This window comes from Pseudomonas sp. TREG-RG-20F-10-E-6-01 (assembly GCF_022662455.1).
Taxonomy (GTDB): Bacteria; Pseudomonadota; Gammaproteobacteria; order Pseudomonadales; family Pseudomonadaceae; genus Aquipseudomonas.
This window is the reverse complement of record NZ_JAKNQP010000001.1, coordinates 716,125-732,527: the sequence shown is the minus strand read 5'-3', so window position 1 is coordinate 732,527 and position 16,403 is coordinate 716,125. Positions and strand designations below refer to the sequence as shown.

Sequence of the window (16,403 nt, the reverse complement as noted above, 5' to 3'; positions counted from 1 at the left end):
CAGGTGACTGCACATGAATGATTTACAGATCGACGACATCAAGACCGACGAAAATGCCGCCATGGTGTTGCTGGTCGACGACCAGGCCATGATCGGCGAAGCGGTGCGGCGCGGCCTGGCCCATGAGGAAAACATCGACTTCCACTTTTGCGCCGACCCGCATCAGGCGATTGCCCAGGCAATTCGCATCAAGCCCACGGTGATCCTGCAGGATCTGGTCATGCCGGGCCTTGATGGCCTGACGCTGGTGCGTGAATACCGCAACCATCCGGCCACCGCGAATATCCCGATCATCGTGCTGTCGACCAAGGAAGACCCGCTGATCAAGAGCGCGGCGTTCGCGGCCGGCGCCAACGACTATTTGGTCAAGCTGCCGGACAACATCGAGCTGGTGGCGCGCATCCGCTATCACTCGCGTTCGTACATGACGCTGTTGCAGCGGGATGCGGCGTATCGGGCGCTGCGGGTCAGCCAGCAGCAGTTGCTGGACACCAATCTGGTGCTGCAACGGTTGATGAACTCCGACGGTCTTACCGGGCTGTCCAATCGCCGGCACTTCGATGAGTACCTTGAGCTGGAATGGCGTCGTGCCATGCGTGACCAGACTCAGTTGTCGTTGTTGATGATCGATGTGGATTTCTTCAAGACCTACAACGACAGCTTTGGCCATGTCGAAGGTGACGAAGCGTTGCGCAAAGTCGCTGCGACGATCCGCGAAGCCAGCAGTCGTCCTTCCGATCTGCCGGCACGTTATGGCGGTGAAGAGTTTGCGCTGGTGCTGCCGAACACCTCGCCGGGCGGCGCACGCCTGGTGGCAGAAAAACTGCGCATGGCCGTGGCGGCGCTGAAAATCCCGCACATTGCCCCGGCCGAAGGCGCGAGCCTGACCATCAGCATCGGCCTGTCGACCCTGACGCCGGTGCAGGGCACGGATTGCCGGCAGCTGATCATGGCGGCGGATAAAGGCTTGTACACGGCCAAGCACAATGGGCGCAATCAGGTCGGTATCGAGTGACCTGAGGCCGTGCCCCATTCAATGTGGGAGGGGGCTAGCCCCCGATAGCGGTGGGGCAGTCACAACATCATTGACTGACAGGCTGCCAGCGGGGGCAAGCCCCTCCCATATTTGGATCTTCATGGGGCTTGGATTGTGTACAAATCCGGCCTTTTCGCCAAGCGGGCTGCCGTTCCCGCTGGTTTGTCGTTATACTCGTCGGCTTTCAAAAGTTCGCCAACGAGTGCTGCCCGCCATGGAAATCAACCCGATCCTTAACACCATCAAGGACCTGTCCGAGCGCTCCGAAACTATTCGGGGGTATCTTTGACTACGATCAAAAGCATGAGCGTCTGACCGAAGTCAATCGCGAGCTTGAAGATCCGGCTGTCTGGAACAAACCTGAATACGCCCAGGAACTGGGCCGCGAGCGCGCTGCGCTGGCACAGATCGTCGACACGCTCGACGAACTGAACACCGGTCTGGGCGATTGCCGCGACCTGCTGGACATGGCCGTCGAAGAAAACGACGAAGGCGCAGTGGGCGATGTCGTCGCCGAGCTGGCCCGTCTCGAGGAAAACCTCGCCAAGCTTGAATTCCGCCGCATGTTCAGCCACGAAATGGACCCGAACAACGCCTACCTGGACATCCAGGCCGGTTCCGGCGGCACCGAGGCCCAGGACTGGGCCAACATCCTGTTGCGCATGTACCTGCGCTGGGCTGACAAACGCGGTTTCGACGCGACCATCATGGAGCTGTCGGCCGGTGAAGTCGCTGGCATCAAAGGCGCGACCGTGCACATCAAGGGTGAATACGCCTTTGGCTGGCTGCGCACCGAGATCGGCGTGCACCGCCTGGTGCGCAAGAGCCCATTCGACTCCGGCAACCGTCGCCATACCTCGTTCTCGGCGGTGTTCGTCTCGCCAGAGATCGACGACAAGGTCGAAATCGAGATCAACCCGGCCGACCTGCGGATCGACACCTATCGCTCCTCCGGTGCCGGTGGTCAGCACGTAAACACCACCGACTCGGCCGTACGTATTACCCACGTACCGACCAACACCGTGGTCAGCTGCCAGAACGAACGTTCCCAGCACGCGAACAAGGACACCGCCATGAAAATGCTGCGGGCCAAGTTGTACGAGCAGGAAATGCAGAAGCGCAACGCCGCTTCCCAGGCGCTGGAAGACACCAAGTCGGATATCGGCTGGGGTCACCAGATCCGTTCGTATGTGCTTGATGCGTCGCGGATCAAGGATCTGCGCACTAACATCGAACGCAGTGACTGCGACAAGGTGCTCGACGGCGACATTGACGAATACCTGGAAGCCAGCCTGAAATCGGGCTTGTAATACATGCAATGCGGGATTGGCTGACACCCCTCGATCCCTGTGGGAGCGGGCTTGCCCGCGATCCCCAGCCACAGGCTGGGGCAACGAACCTGATGGAAAATTTAAAGACATGAGCGACCAACAACTCGACCCGCAAGCCCTGCAACAGGAAGAAAACTCCCTGATCGCCCTGCGCAAGGAAAAGCTTGCTGCCGAGCGCGCCAAGGGCAATGCCTTCCCCAACGACTTCCGCCGCGAAAACTACTGCGATGCCTTGCAGAAGCAATACGCGGACAAGACCAAGGAAGAGCTGGCAGAGGCTGCAATCCCGGTCAAGGTTGCCGGTCGCATCATGCTCAACCGTGGCTCGTTCATGGTGATCCAGGACATGACCGGTCGCATCCAGGTCTACGTCAACCGTAAAACCCTGCCGGAAGAAACCCTGGCCTCGGTGAAAACCTGGGACATGGGCGACATCATTGCCGCTGAAGGCACCCTGGCCCGTTCCGGCAAGGGCGACCTGTACGTCGAAATGACCAGCGTGCGCCTGCTGACCAAATCCTTGCGCCCGCTGCCGGACAAGCACCACGGCCTGACCGACACCGAACAGCGCTATCGCCAGCGCTACGTTGACCTGATCGTCAACGAAGACGTGCGCCAGACCTTCCGCGTGCGTTCGCAAGTCATCGCCCACATCCGCAGCTTTCTGATGAAGCGTGACTTCCTGGAAGTGGAAACGCCGATGCTGCAAACCATCCCCGGTGGTGCCGCAGCCAAGCCGTTCGAAACCCACCACAACGCGCTGGACATGGAAATGTTCCTGCGCATTGCGCCTGAGCTGTACCTCAAGCGTCTCGTGGTTGGCGGCTTCGAAAAGGTGTTCGAGATCAACCGCAACTTCCGTAACGAAGGCGTCTCGACCCGTCACAACCCAGAATTCACCATGTTGGAGTTCTACCAGGCTTACGCCGACTACGAAGACAACATGGACCTGACCGAAGAGTTGTTCCGCGAGCTGGCGCAGCTGGTGCTGGGCAGCACCGACGTGCCGTACGGCGACAAGGTGTTCCACTTCGGCGAGCCGTTCGTGCGCCTGTCGGTGTTCGATTCGATCCTCAAGTACAACCCTGAGCTGACCGCCGATGACCTGAACGACATCGACAAGGCCCGCGCCATCGCCAAGAAAGCCGGCGCCAAGGTGCTGGGCTTCGAAGGCCTGGGCAAATTGCAGGTGATGATTTTCGAAGAGCTGGTTGAGCACAAGCTGGAGCAGCCGCACTTCATTACCCAGTACCCGTTCGAAGTGTCGCCGTTGGCCCGTCGCAACGATGACAACCCGAACGTCACCGACCGTTTCGAGCTGTTCATCGGCGGGCGCGAAATCGCCAACGCTTATTCCGAGCTTAACGACGCCGAAGACCAGGCCGAGCGCTTCATGGCCCAGGTGGCCGACAAGGACGCTGGCGACGACGAGGCGATGCACTACGACGCCGACTTCGTCCGCGCCCTGGAATACGGCATGCCGCCAACCGCCGGTGAAGGTATCGGCATCGACCGGTTGGTGATGTTGTTGACCAACTCGCCGTCGATCCGCGATGTGATCTTGTTCCCGCACATGCGGCCACAAGCGTAACCGTAGTGAAATCCGAAGCCGCCTTTTATAAGGCGGCTTTTTTATGTGGCGTATTCAGCCGTCAAGAGAACGGCGCCAGGTGATCGTTCCCACACTGTGCGTAGGAACGCAGCCCGTGACGCTCCGCGTCACCCTTTAAAGGAAGATCTGTCGTGAACCGCGTAATGGCTCAAGAAGGTGCCGCCGGCATTGCTGCTGCCGTGGCTGAAAGTGTTCAGTACCAGGGCCGCAAGGCCAGTCGGCGGGGCAGCGAGCAGCGCAGGCAGGATATTCTCGATGCGGCCATGCGCATCGTCGTGCGCGATGGTGTACGTGGCGTTCGCCACCGCGCCGTGGCGGCAGAGGCGGGCGTGCCGTTGTCGGCCACCACCTATTATTTCAAGGACATCGATGACCTGCTCACCGATACCTTCGCCCAATACGTAGAACGCAGCGCCGCCTTCATGGGCAAGCTGTGGGTGCGCAACGAAGGCCTGCTGCGCGAGATGGTCGCCTATGGCGATGGCAGCCCGCAGTCGCGCTCGCAATTGGCCGATGACATTGCGCGGCTCACCGCCGACTACGTGATGCGCCAACTGACCAACCGCCGCGAACACCTGATGGCCGAGCAGGCCTTTCGCCAGGAAGCCTTGCTCAACCCGCGTCTGGCGCAACTGGTGCGGTCCCATCAGCAGATTCTGTTGCAGGGCACCGGGCAGTTTTTCCAGGTCTTGGGTTCTCGCGAGCCGCAACAGGATGCCAAAGTGTTGACGGCGATAATCGGTCGGATGGAATATCAGGGCCTGCTTGGCGGCCCAGAGCCTCTGACCGGTGAAGAGATGCTTGAGATCCTCAAGCGTTATATGCATTTGGTGCTGGCTTCGGTCTAGCACACCCTGTGCGCTATCCGCTTTATGTGGGGGCTGGCTTGCCTGCGATAGCATCGCCTTGGATTACCTGATGCACCGAGGCGCCTGTATCGCAGGCAAGCCAGCTCCGACACTTGATGGAGTACGCAATGAAAGCCTGGCATGTCGCGTTGATCGCCTTGTCGTTCCTGTTGCTCAGCGGTTGCCTGGTGACTTTCAAGGACCCGCTGCCGGCGCGCGACGCTGCGTCGGCCGCCTTGCTTGGCCATTGGTCGAGCAAGAATGCCTGGGGCGAGCCGCTTAACCTGCAGATCACGCGCGTCGGCGAGCACCGCTATAAAGCCGTGAGCTACCCTAAAGCCAAGCCGGCTCAGCGCGATGAGTACCTGTTTACCGTGGTGCGCCATGGCAACCGCTGGTATTTGTCGGCGCCGTTGCCGGACAAGTTGGGTGGGCATTTCATCCTCGCCGGCTTTGACTTTGAAAGCGAGGGCGACAAAAAGCCTGAATTGGTGGTCTACAACCTCGACCTTGAGCAGATCCACCAAGCCATCGGCCAACACGTGCTGCACGGCAGCACCGTCGACACGGTCGAAGGCGCCGGCGTGCTGGTGGACAGCTCCATGGACCAGGTGTTTGCCTACCTGGATGACCCGGCCAATGCCGATGTGTTCGTTGAAGCCGTGCGCTACCAGCGCGCGGGCAAATAACGTTTAAAGAGGAAGCACCGGGTGGACGATTACCAGCAGACGATACGCACCTTGTCTGATCGCATTGTGCTGGCGCAAACACCGATTCGCGTCCTCGACGCCGTGAAGTGGGACGAGAACATTCGTCAGGGTTTCCTCAAGGCCAAGGGCAAGGCGATGCCGGCCGTGGACCGCGACTACTACCTGAACCGGCCACTGTCGTTCGATTCCAGTGCAGTCAAGCTGGAGTTCCAGAACATCGAGCGCGACATCACCCGCCGCCTCGGCCAGTTCAGCCCGGTGGGGCAGATCATGCGGCGCATGTGCCGTGAATACCGCATGGTGGTGCGCATGCTCGAAGCGCGCGGCACCGAGGATTTCGGTCTGATCTCCCAGGAGCTGTATGGCGCCGCTTCCGATGCGTTCCACGCCGGCGACCCGACCCTGGCCGACTTGGGCCTGATGCTGTCTGACTACCTGAACAACATCGACGGCCGTGGCGACCTCAAGGACGAAGCCAAGACCCTCACCGCCAAGGATGCAGTGGCGTTGCTGCAAACCCGCCTGAACAAGGTGTTTGGCGAAGCCGAAGAAACCATCCGCGTATTTGAGTCCGACGGGATTGTCGCGGACGCGGCGGCTGGCGCCGACTACATCAAGATCCGCGCCGATGCGATGTTCAACGACCGCGATGTGCGTGCGCTGGAAGTGCATGAAGGCCTGGTGCACGTCGGCACCACACTCAACGGTCAGAACCAGCCGATCTGCACCTTCCTGTCCAAGGGCCCGCCGTCGTCCACGGTGACCCAGGAAGGCCTGGCGATTCTGATGGAGATCATCACCTTCGCCTCCTACCCGAGCCGCTTGCGCAAATTGACCAACCGCACCCGTGCGATCCATATGGTCGAGGAGGGCGCCGATTTCCTGCAGGTGTTCGAATTCTTCCGTGAGCAAGGCTTTGAGATGGCCGAAAGCTACGGCAATGCCAGCCGGGTTTTCCGCGGCTCGACGCCGACCGGTCTGCCGTTTACCAAGGATTTGTCCTACCTCAAGGGCTTTATCATGGTCTACAACTACATCCAGCTGGCCGTGCGCAAAGGCAAGCTGGAACAAGTGCCGCTGCTGTTCTGCGGCAAGACCACGCTGGAAGACATGCGCACCCTGCGCCAATTGGTCGATGAGGGCCTGGTGGTGCCGCCCAAGTACCTGCCAGAGCAGTTTCGCGACATGAACGCGCTGGCGGCGTGGATGTGCTTCTCCAACTTCCTCAACCACTTGAGCCTGGACCGGATCGAGGCGGATTACTCGAATATCCTGTAGGCGATAGTCCTGAAAAACCGGATCAAAAGGTGGACGCTGGCAAGCCAGCTCCCACCTTTGATCTCTATTGATCTTAAGACTGATTTCAAACCCACTTACGAGGCTTCAACGGATGAGAATCCTCGGCATTCTTTGCCTGCTACTCACATTGAACGGCTGCAGTTCGCTGCTGTTCTACCCTGAACCCGGCCTGCCGTTCACGCCGGAAAAAGCCCACCTGCAGTACCGCGACGTCACCCTGACCACCGCCGACGGCGTAAAACTTCACGCCTGGTGGCTGCCGGCCAAATCCGGCGTGCCAGTCAAAGGCACGGTGCTGCACTTGCACGGCAACGGCGGCAACCTGGCGTGGCACCTGGGGGGCAGTTGGTGGCTGCCGGAGCAGGGCTATCAAGTGCTGCTGCTGGACTACCGCGGGTATGGTTTGTCGGAAGGCAAGCCGTCGTTGCCGGCGATCTACCAGGACATTGATGCGGCGTTCAACTGGATCGACAAGGCGCCCGAAACCCAGGGTCAACCGTTGATTGTGTTGGGTCAAAGCCTGGGTGGCGCGCTCGCTGTGCATTACCTGGCGGCGCACCCGCAGCGCCAGCCGCAGCTCAAGGCGCTGGTATTGGACGGGGTGCCCGCCAGTTATCGTGACGTAGGACAATTCGCTCTGAGTACGTCCTGGATAACATGGCCGTTTCAAGTGCCCCTGTCCTGGCTGGTGCCCGACGCTGACAGTGCGATCAACGCCATGCCGCAACTGACCGGCGTACCCAAGCTGCTGTTTCATAGCCTGGATGATCCGATCGTGCCGCTGGCCAATGGCATTCGCCTGTATCAGGCCGCGCCGCCGCCCAGGGTGTTGCAGTTGACGCGTGGCGGCCATGTGCAGACGTTTGCCGACAAGACCTGGCAAACCGTGATGCTGCGTTATCTGGACGACCCGCAGCACTTCAATGGCCTGCGCCGCCTGGGGGAAATCCCCAACTACCCGAACCCTAACGTTGACACGTCAGAGAGCCCGCAATGAGCGAAGAACGCAACATGATCCCGCTGATCCTCACCGGCGTCGGCACCATCATCGGCACCGTCGGGTGCCTGTGGTATTACGGCTACCTTCACTTCGCCAAGCCGGAAGATGCGTTGCTGCTCAGCGACTTCACCCTGCTCAAGACGGTGCCGGGCGAGGACTACAAAATTTCCCTCACGCCAGCGGCGCAAGTGGCGCAGTGCGTCGACGGTGTGTTGGTGATGTATGATACCGAACAAAAAGGCTTGAGCGGCGTGCTGGTGAACAACAAGAAGCAGGCCGTGCGTTGCATGGGCCAGGAGACGCCGCAACTGCAGGAGTGACCTGCGCTTCATCGCAGCCACATGATCACGGAAATATCTGGAACCGTATCGCGTAAGAAGCCACTGAATGACGTGTCAGTGTTGCTGATAGTTAACTTGCGTATATCAAATTCGGGAGAGTGATCATGGTTGGTGGAATTGGCGCGATCAGTAAGATGTTGGAAATGGCCCAGGGCGCAGCAAAGCTGGGGCAGGGCGGCGAGGACGGCGCTCAAGACGCCCAGAAGCAAGAGAAACAAGACCCGATGAAGATGCTCATGGACATGCTGTCGAAGGCGGCGGGCGGGTCTCAGGGCGGCAGCGCCGAGGACCAGAAGGGCCCGCAGGAACTGGAGAAACTGATGGCGGGCCGACAAGGCATGGAGGCCATGATGCCCGCCGATGACAGCAGCCGTAAAATCGAAGTCTGAGGCATAAAAAAACCCACCAAAAGGTGGGTTTTTTTTACTGCTTCAATCGATCAATTAGCAACGGAAGAACGTGGCTTGACCGGCTGGTTGTCGTTGGAGATGGTCACTTCAACGCGACGGTTCATGGCACGGCCCGAGGCGCTGCCGTTGTCGGCAACCGGGTATTCCTTGCCGTAACCCTGGGTCACGATGCGCGAGATATCCACGCCTTGTTGAGCCAGTGCGCGCTGCACGGAAGCGGCACGACGCTCGGACAGGCTCTGGTTGTACGAGTCGGAGCCGGTGCTGTCGGTGTAGCCTTCGACGATCACTTTACGGTCCGGGTTGTCACGCAGGAACTGCGCCAGCTTGGTGATGTTGACCAGGCCGCTGGATTTCAGATCGGACTTGTTGGTGGCGAACAGCACATCACCGAAAGTCACCAGGGTGCCGCGATCAGTTTGCTTGGCGTTCAAGCTGTCTTGCAGTTGCTTGATCTGGGCGTCACGGGCTTGCAGCAGGGCGCGAGCACGTTCGTCGCCAGCGTTTTTCAGCTTGGCTTCGGATTCACGCAGCACGATGGTGTCTTTGGCCACTTCAACGCGCTGGTTGGTCAGGTAAGCCAGTTGGTCGACCTTCTTCTCGTCTTCCTTGTCGCGGTAGGCCTTGTCAGCCTTGTCCAGCCAGTCGCTGGCGTCCTTGGTTTCCAGCGCCGCAAGCTTGGTGGCTTGTGGGTTGGTCTGCAGGGCCGAGAAGTTGGTCCGTGCGTTTTCCAGGTTCGCGTTCGGCGGGGTGGAGCAGGCCGCCAGGGCAACGCTCATCGCCAGCAGAGCAGGGATCATCAATTGTTTACGCATAGTCGTGTCGTCCTTTCAATTCGATTTCGGGTGCAATGCAATCAGGGGCGTTGGCTTATTGCTGTTGGATAACAGCTGGGCGCATGCCTTCCTGACGCAGCTCCTGAACAGCCTTCTGGGAGTCCTTCACAGCCTGTTGGGCTTTGGCGGCCTGAGCTTTGCGCTCTGCAACGCGAGCGTCCCACTCGGCTTGTTCGGCCAGCTGACGAGCCTTGTCGTAGTTCTTGTCATGCATGGCGATTTCGGCTTCTTTGAGCTTGTCCTGAGCCGACTTCATTTCCACAGCTGCGTACTCGGTGCCGCCGGCGCTTACAGCGCTGTTGACCGCAGATTGGGTCACGGCGTATTGCTCGGTCGGTGGGTTGCCGGCGCAGCCCGCCAGAACGAAGCTGGTGCCGATTGCCAGCGCGGCCAATTTAAGCCCGCGCAGGTGGTTAAACGAGGTTTTGGCAGTGCTGGTCTTCATCGTCTTCAACTCCATTGGGTAACTCCTGAAAAACATCAAAATCCATGGCACCGGTCGGCGGTTCGGGTCTCGGCGGCAAGGCTCGAGACACTCATTCAAACGGCCGTTCCAAGTGATGGCTTACTGGCTGTGACCGGAGGCTTTTTTCAAAAGTTCAGAGAAGATGGCGAATTGCCTAAAAAAATATCTGACTGAATGGTCAGCGTTTAACAGTTGGAACTTTCGACGCGCGCAGAGGTACTCCGGACCCGTGAAAGGCCCGGAATACTTGGGTCAAAAGAGGTTTTGCAGGTGTGTATCAGTGCTGCTGTTCGTCAGCACTGTCTGACAAATCATGCAGATAGCGCCGGGACAACGTGAGAAAGCGTGGCGTCGGGCCCACGTCTTCGTAGAGGGGATCACCCTCTTCATCGGTGGCAATCACGTGCTGGCCCTTGACGTAGGGAAAGCTCGCTTCCAGCTCTTCAAGGGCGGCGCCGATCAGCTCGCCGAGCAGTTCTTCGGTGTGGCGCTTGGGGTACATCTCGGCAATGGCGGCCAGCCGTGCGGCAGACTCCACATCCAGATGAATCGCGTACTCGGTCTTGGTCAGGCGACCCGTGGCGTTCTCTTCCCAATGCTGGGCCAGTTCTCGAATCTTCATGGCAACCTCAATGAGCCCGCAGTAGCAGGCGGTGATGAGTGTCCGGCCGCCGGCGCGGTTAACGCGGCGACTCACTGTTGAGACTAGCTGCAACTCACAAGGTTTAAAGTGTCTTGTCAGAAACCGACGCGGGCGGCACTCTGGAACCCCTGCGCGTCCCGGATTTCTGGCTGGAGATTGGCTGATGAGTGATATCGATGCACGCTTGCGTGAGGATGTTCACCTGCTGGGTGAGCTGTTGGGCAACACCATTCGAGAGCAGTACGGCGACGAGTTTCTCGACAAGATCGAGCAGATCCGCAAAGGCGCCAAGGCCGACCGCCGTGGAGCCGTAGCCGAGCAAGCCGCCGGCGAGGAACTCAGCGCCAGCTTGAACCAATTGCAGGAAAACGAACTGCTGCCCGTGGCGCGAGCCTTCAACCAGTTCCTCAACCTGGCCAATATTGCCGAGCAATACCAATTGATCCACCGGCGCGATGAGTCGCAACCGGCACCGTTCGAATCCCGTGTGTTGCCCGAGTTGCTGGCCCGCCTGCAAAGCGAAGGGCACAGCAACGAGTCGCTGGCCCGCCAGTTGGCGCGACTGGAGATTGAACTGGTCCTCACTGCCCACCCCACCGAAGTGGCGCGGCGCACCCTCATTCAGAAATACGATGCGATTGCCGCGCAACTGGCGCTGCAGGACCACCGCGACCTCACCAGTGCCGAGCGCGAACAGATCCGTGAACGCCTGCAACGGCTGATCGCCGAAGCCTGGCACACCGAAGAAATCCGCCGCGTGCGCCCGACGCCTGTCGACGAGGCAAAATGGGGCTTTGCGGTGATCGAGCATTCGCTGTGGCACGCCATCCCCAACTACTTGCGCAAAGCCGACCATGCCCTGCACGCCGCTACCGGCCTGCACTTGCCGCTGGAGGCAGCGCCGATCCGCTTTGCTTCGTGGATGGGCGGCGACCGTGACGGCAACCCGAATGTCACCGCACCGGTGACCCGTGAAGTGCTGTTGCTCGCACGTTGGATGGCGGCGGATTTGTACCTGCGCGACATCGATCACCTGGCGTCCGAGCTGTCGATGCAACAGGCCAGCCCGGCGTTGCAGGCCAAGGTGGGCGACAGCGTCGAGCCTTATCGCGCCTTGCTCAAGCAACTGCGCGAACGTCTGCGCGCCACGCGCCAATGGGCGCACACCTCGCTGACCGCCAACACCCCGGCGCCGGCCGAAGTGTTGCAGAACAACCGTGACCTGCTGGACCCGCTGGAGTTGTGTTATCAGTCGCTGCACGCGTGCGGCATGGGCGTGATCGCCGATGGCCCGCTGCTCGACTGCCTGCGGCGTGCGGTGACCTTTGGCCTGTTTCTGGTACGCCTGGACGTGCGCCAGGATTCCAGCCGGCATTCGTCGGCGATGACCGAAATCACCGATTACCTGGGCTTGGGTCGTTATGAAGACTGGGACGAAGAGGCGCGCATCAGTTTCCTGACCCAGGAGCTGACCAATCGCCGGCCGCTGCTGCCGGGCTACTTCAAACCGTCGGCGTACACTGCCGAGGTGTTGAACACCTGCAAGGAAATCGCCGCCGCGCCCGCTGCATCGCTCGGCTCGTATGTCATCTCAATGGCAGGCGCCGCCTCCGATGTGCTGGCGGTGCAACTGCTGCTTAAAGAGTCGGGCGTGCAACGGCCGATGCGGGTGGTGCCGTTGTTCGAAACCCTGGCCGACCTGGATAACGCCGGGCCGGTCATGGAAACCCTGCTGCAATTGCCGGGCTATCGCGCGCGGTTGCAAGGCCCGCAGGAAGTCATGATTGGCTACTCGGACTCAGCCAAGGATGCCGGCACCACTGCCGCCGCCTGGGCACAGTACCGGGCACAGGAACGCTTGGTGGATATCTGCCGCGAACAACAGGTGGAATTGCTGTTGTTCCACGGTCGCGGCGGCACCGTCGGCCGTGGCGGCGGCCCGGCGCACGCGGCGATCCTGTCGCAGCCGCCGGGCTCGGTGGCGGGGCGTTTCCGTACCACCGAGCAAGGCGAAATGATCCGCTTCAAATTCGGCTTGCCGGACATCGCTGAGCAGAACCTCAACCTGTACCTGGCCGCCGTCTTGGAAGCCACGCTGTTGCCACCGCCACCACCGGAGCCTGCCTGGCGCCATTTGATGGATGAATTGGCAGCGGACGGTGTCGGCGCCTACCGCGCCGTGGTGCGGGAAAATCCGCAGTTCGTCGAGTACTTTCGCCAGTCCACGCCAGAGCAGGAGCTCGGCCGCTTGCCGCTCGGCAGTCGCCCGGCCAAGCGCCGCGCGGGCGGGATCGAAAGCCTGCGGGCCATTCCATGGATCTTCGGCTGGACCCAAACCCGCTTGATGCTGCCTGCGTGGCTCGGCTGGGAAGCAGCACTCAGCAAGGCCCTGGAGCGGGGTGAAGGCGAGTTGCTGGGGCAGATGCGCGAGCAGTGGCCGTTCTTCCGCACGCGCATCGACATGCTGGAAATGGTGCTGGCCAAGGCCGATGCCGATATTGCCCGCCTGTATGACGAGCGTCTGGTGCAACCGGACCTGCTGCCATTGGGTGCGCACTTACGCGACCTATTGTCGCAGGCGTGCAGCGTGGTGCTTGGCCTGACTGGCCAGTCGCAACTGCTGGCCCATAGCCCGGACACCCTTGAGTTCATCCGTCTGCGCAACACCTACCTCGACCCGTTGCACTTGCTGCAGGCCGAGTTGCTGGCGCGCTCGCGTGAGCAGGAAGCCGCACAGGACAGCCCTCTGGAACAGGCGCTGCTGGTGTCTGTGGCCGGTATTGCCGCCGGTTTGCGCAACACCGGTTAAAGTTTTCTGCGTGTTCTCAACGGCTTGCAGGTAAACCATGACGACCGCCCCGAAAAGGGCGGTCGGCGTTTGCGGGGCAAGGTTGCACTCAGGCACACCCGAGCTGTGACGCATGCCGGGCGTGGGTTCCTGCGACTTTCGGCGGCTTGTATGGATAGAGCCCGCTGTGTATCTTGATCAGCCTTTGGCCGTTTGATCGGCCTGGACCCATATTTTTACGAGATTGGCCCCACGCGGCGAATCCGAGCGTCATCTCTATAAAAAATTGAGGAGCACATCGATGCGCGTCATTCTGCTGGGAGCTCCCGGGGCCGGTAAAGGTACTCAGGCAAAGTTCATCACTGAAAAATTCGGCATTCCACAAATCTCCACCGGCGACATGCTGCGCGCGGCCGTCAAGGCCGGCACCGAGCTGGGCCTGATCGCAAAAAGCGTGATGGACAGCGGCGGCCTGGTTTCCGATGACCTGATCATCAACCTGGTCAAGGAACGCATCAGCCAGGAAGACTGCAAGAACGGCTTCCTGTTCGACGGTTTCCCACGCACCATTCCCCAGGCCGAAGCCTTGGTGAAAGCCGGCGTCGAGCTGGATGCCGTGGTTGAAATCGCAGTTGAAGACGAAGAAATCGTCCAGCGCATCGCCGGTCGTCGTGTTCACGAAGCCTCGGGCCGCGTTTACCACATCGTCTACAATCCGCCTAAAGTGGCCGGCAAGGACGATGTCACCGGCGACGACCTGGTGCAGCGTAAAGACGACACTGAAGAAACCGTGCGTCATCGCCTGTCGGTCTACCATTCGCAGACCAAGCCGCTGGTGGATTTCTACCAGAAGTTGTCTGCTGCCAACGGCAAGCCGAAGTACAGCCACATCCCTGGCGTCGGCTCCGTAGAAGCCATCACCGCCAAGGTGCTGCAAGCGTTGAGCTGATCCATCGATCGGCTTCACTGACAACGGCCCGCTTGCGGGCCGTTGTTGTTTATACTGGCGCACTTTTTTTCGACTTGGACACCGACACCCATGAGCACCCTGCTGGCCCTGGACACCGCGACTGAAGCTTGCTCCGTTGCCTTGCTGCACGATGGCAAGGTAACGAGCCACTACGAGGTGATCCCACGCCTGCATGCGCAGAAGCTGTTGCCGATGATCAAGCAACTGCTTGAGGACGCGGGCACCACGCTCGCGGCCGTCGACGCCATTGCCTTTGGCCGTGGCCCGGGTGCGTTCACCGGTGTGCGGATTGCCATCGGTGTGGTCCAGGGCCTGGCCTTTGCGTTGGAGCGTCCGGTATTGCCGGTCTCCAACCTGGCAGTGCTGGCCCAGCGTGCCTTGCGTGAACACGGCGCTTCGCAAGTCGCCGCGGCCATCGACGCGCGCATGGACGAAGTCTATTGGGGTTGCTACCGCGAGCACGCTGGCGAAATGCGCCTGGTGGGCGTCGAAGCGGTGCAATCGCCGCAGTCCTCTGTGTTGCCGGCGGATGCCAGCGGTGACTGGTTCGGTGCCGGCACTGGCTGGGGTTATGGCGAGCGCATTGGCGTAAAGCTGGTGGGTCAGGACGCTGGGATGTTGCCTCATGCCCAGGACTTGCTGACGCTGGCACGCTTCGCTTTCGAGCGTGGCGAAGCGATTCCGGCCGATCAGGCGGCGCCGGTTTATCTGCGCGATAAAGTCGCGCAGACCAAGGCTGAGCGCGGGATTATTTGACGTCAAAAATGATGGCAATTTGGGGCAAAGTTCGCCAATCGTCAGAATTTGGCCCCGTTTTTAAACCTTTTACAAATTATGTGTTCTAGTTATCACCAGAGCATTTGCGCACCACGGAAAGTGCCGCTAAATTGCCATCATTGATACCGAGTCTGCATGTATGCGTATAGACGGCTTCTCCTCACAGTCCTACCCTCTCAAACGTAAGCCGCGCAAGGCGAACGTGACGGTAGACGATTCCGTCGAGGATTCGCCGGACTTCATCGAGGTCCAATCCGAGTCGCATGCCAGTTCTCATTCCAGCGCCCAAGGTTCAGCCGGCGCGCGTATCAGCGGTCTTCCCGCGCGTCAGCAAGACATGGTCTTCCCCCGCTCCATGAGCAAAAGCGTCGCTACAGCCCTGGCCAGCTACCTGACCACTGCCGGCTTTGTCGAATGGGATATGGAAGTGCTGGGTCTCGACATCCATATTTGATGCGTCTGCCTTACTTTATCGGTTGCCCGTCCTGGAGTGAAAACGCCTGGCGCGAGTACCTGTACCCAGCCGATGCACGCGCCAGCGACTACCTTTCGCTGTATGCCCAAGTCTTCAACGCCGTTGAAGGCAACACCACGTTTTATGCCCGACCCTCGGCCGCCACCGTGCAGCGCTGGGCTGAAATCATGCCCGCCGATTTTCGTTTCACCGCCAAATTCCCCGGCGACATCAGCCACAGTGGCGACCTGCGTGAGCAGTTGCCGGCAGCGGAAAGTTTTGTCGGCTTGATGAGCCCGTTGGGTGAGCGTGTCGCGCCGTTGTGGCTGCAACTGCCGGCGAGCTTTTCGCCCCAACGCCTCGGTGAACTGGCCGGTTTTATTGATGGACTGGAACGCCCGCTGGCGGTGGAAGTGCGCCATCAGGCGTTCTTCGCCAAGGGCGATGACGAGCGCAGCCTCAACCGTTTGCTGCGTGACCGTGGCGTTGAGCGAATCTGCCTCGACCCGCGCGCGCTGTTCAGTTGCACCTCTACCTCAGCCGCCGTGCTGCACGCTCAGTCGAAGAAACCCAAGGTGCCGCCGCGTCCGGCCGCGCTGACGCTGTTTCCCCAAGTGCGTTTCATTGGTCATCCGGAGCTGGAAGCCAACGACCCGTTCCTGGTGCCGTGGGTGGAAAAAGTCGCCGGTTGGATCGAGGAAGACCGCACGCCGTATGTGTTCCTGCACACCTCGGATAACCGCCTTGCCGCGCAACTGGCGCTGCGTTTTCATCAACAACTGATGGCGCGTTTGCCGGGCCTGCCACCGCTGCCGACCTTGCATCGAGAACCCGCAGCGGAGCAACTGGGGTTACTCTAAGGCTCCTTTTTCCGCCAGGAGT

General features: G+C 60.4%; 17 protein-coding genes. 14 read left to right on the top strand and 3 right to left on the bottom strand.

Translation table 11 applies throughout. The features are described from left to right. Positions 1 to 13 precede the first annotated feature (13 nt). The 9 genes from L8K08_RS03525 to L8K08_RS03485 all read left to right on the top strand — a co-directional run bounded on the left by L8K08_RS03525 (position 14) and on the right by L8K08_RS03485 (position 8,566). Entirely contained in the window at positions 14 to 1,015 is a 1,002-nt protein-coding gene (locus L8K08_RS03525; RefSeq protein ID WP_145161774.1) for a PleD family two-component system response regulator, read from the top strand. A gap of 235 nt (positions 1,016 to 1,250) precedes the next feature. After that, a protein-coding gene (gene prfB / locus L8K08_RS03520; protein ID WP_096236834.1) for a peptide chain release factor 2 occupies positions 1,251 to 2,346 on the top strand; the annotation gives its coding sequence in 2 pieces (ribosomal slippage) (positions 1,251 to 1,322 and positions 1,324 to 2,346; 1,095 coding nt in all). 109 nt (positions 2,347 to 2,455) lie between these two features. Then, a complete protein-coding gene (gene lysS / locus L8K08_RS03515; protein ID WP_145161776.1) occupies positions 2,456 to 3,958 on the top strand; it encodes a lysine--tRNA ligase in 1,503 nt (500 codons plus the stop codon). Between the two features lie 152 nt (positions 3,959 to 4,110). Further along, positions 4,111 to 4,827 carry a TetR family transcriptional regulator gene (locus L8K08_RS03510; RefSeq protein ID WP_145161779.1) on the top strand — a complete coding sequence of 239 codons (717 nt, stop codon included), beginning with the start codon at positions 4,111 to 4,113 and terminating at the stop codon, positions 4,825 to 4,827. 128 nt (positions 4,828 to 4,955) lie between these two features. Continuing rightward, positions 4,956 to 5,516 carry a hypothetical protein gene (locus L8K08_RS03505; RefSeq protein ID WP_242194336.1) on the top strand — a complete coding sequence of 187 codons (561 nt, stop codon included), beginning with the start codon at positions 4,956 to 4,958 and terminating at the stop codon, positions 5,514 to 5,516. A 21-nt stretch (positions 5,517 to 5,537) separates the two neighbouring features. Further along, the gene (locus L8K08_RS03500) at positions 5,538 to 6,815 is read left to right on the top strand and encodes a flavohemoglobin expression-modulating QEGLA motif protein (protein WP_106577204.1); all 1,278 of its coding nucleotides are present in this window, start codon (positions 5,538 to 5,540) and stop codon (positions 6,813 to 6,815) included. A 112-nt stretch (positions 6,816 to 6,927) separates the two neighbouring features. Further along, on the top strand, positions 6,928 to 7,833 hold the full coding sequence (locus tag L8K08_RS03495) for an alpha/beta hydrolase (RefSeq protein WP_145161785.1): 906 nt from the start codon (positions 6,928 to 6,930) through the stop codon (positions 7,831 to 7,833). Further along, positions 7,830 to 8,156: a hypothetical protein gene (locus L8K08_RS03490; protein ID WP_242194334.1), complete on the top strand. Its 327-nt coding sequence runs from the start codon at positions 7,830 to 7,832 to the stop codon at positions 8,154 to 8,156. Before L8K08_RS03495 ends, L8K08_RS03490 begins: the two co-directional genes overlap by 4 nt. 125 nt (positions 8,157 to 8,281) lie before the next feature. Further along, positions 8,282 to 8,566, top strand: coding sequence for a hypothetical protein (locus L8K08_RS03485; RefSeq protein WP_242194332.1), 285 nt, complete (start codon positions 8,282 to 8,284; stop codon positions 8,564 to 8,566). Positions 8,567 to 8,616: 50 nt separating this feature from the next. On the opposite strand, the gene L8K08_RS03480 is transcribed toward L8K08_RS03485, so the two are convergent. From L8K08_RS03480 to L8K08_RS03470, 3 genes are all read right to left on the bottom strand, one after another. Beyond that, complete coding sequence (locus tag L8K08_RS03480) at positions 8,617 to 9,402, bottom strand: OmpA family protein (RefSeq protein WP_106577200.1); 786 nt, start codon at positions 9,400 to 9,402, stop codon at positions 8,617 to 8,619. Between the two features lie 55 nt (positions 9,403 to 9,457). Then, entirely contained in the window at positions 9,458 to 9,883 is a 426-nt protein-coding gene (locus L8K08_RS03475; RefSeq protein WP_145161788.1) for a DUF4398 domain-containing protein, read from the bottom strand. A gap of 283 nt (positions 9,884 to 10,166) precedes the next feature. Then, positions 10,167 to 10,511: a pilin assembly protein gene (locus tag L8K08_RS03470; protein WP_145161793.1), complete on the bottom strand. Its 345-nt coding sequence runs from the start codon at positions 10,509 to 10,511 to the stop codon at positions 10,167 to 10,169. Between the two features lie 184 nt (positions 10,512 to 10,695). Here L8K08_RS03470 and ppc point away from each other — a divergent pair, with 184 nt between their 5' ends. The 5 genes from ppc to L8K08_RS03445 all read left to right on the top strand — a co-directional run bounded on the left by ppc (position 10,696) and on the right by L8K08_RS03445 (position 16,381). After that, positions 10,696 to 13,341, top strand: coding sequence for a phosphoenolpyruvate carboxylase (gene ppc, locus L8K08_RS03465; protein WP_242194329.1), 2,646 nt, complete (start codon positions 10,696 to 10,698; stop codon positions 13,339 to 13,341). A gap of 280 nt (positions 13,342 to 13,621) precedes the next feature. Further along, positions 13,622 to 14,269: an adenylate kinase gene (gene adk, locus L8K08_RS03460; RefSeq protein WP_145161799.1), complete on the top strand. Its 648-nt coding sequence runs from the start codon at positions 13,622 to 13,624 to the stop codon at positions 14,267 to 14,269. 90 nt (positions 14,270 to 14,359) lie between these two features. After that, the gene (gene tsaB / locus L8K08_RS03455; protein WP_242194327.1) at positions 14,360 to 15,046 is read left to right on the top strand and encodes a tRNA (adenosine(37)-N6)-threonylcarbamoyltransferase complex dimerization subunit type 1 TsaB; all 687 of its coding nucleotides are present in this window, start codon (positions 14,360 to 14,362) and stop codon (positions 15,044 to 15,046) included. Between the two features lie 160 nt (positions 15,047 to 15,206). Continuing rightward, entirely contained in the window at positions 15,207 to 15,521 is a 315-nt protein-coding gene (locus L8K08_RS03450) for a hypothetical protein (RefSeq protein ID WP_106577194.1), read from the top strand. Continuing rightward, entirely contained in the window at positions 15,521 to 16,381 is an 861-nt protein-coding gene (locus L8K08_RS03445) for a DUF72 domain-containing protein (protein WP_242194325.1), read from the top strand. Before L8K08_RS03450 ends, L8K08_RS03445 begins: the two co-directional genes overlap by 1 nt. Positions 16,382 to 16,403 lie beyond the last annotated feature (22 nt).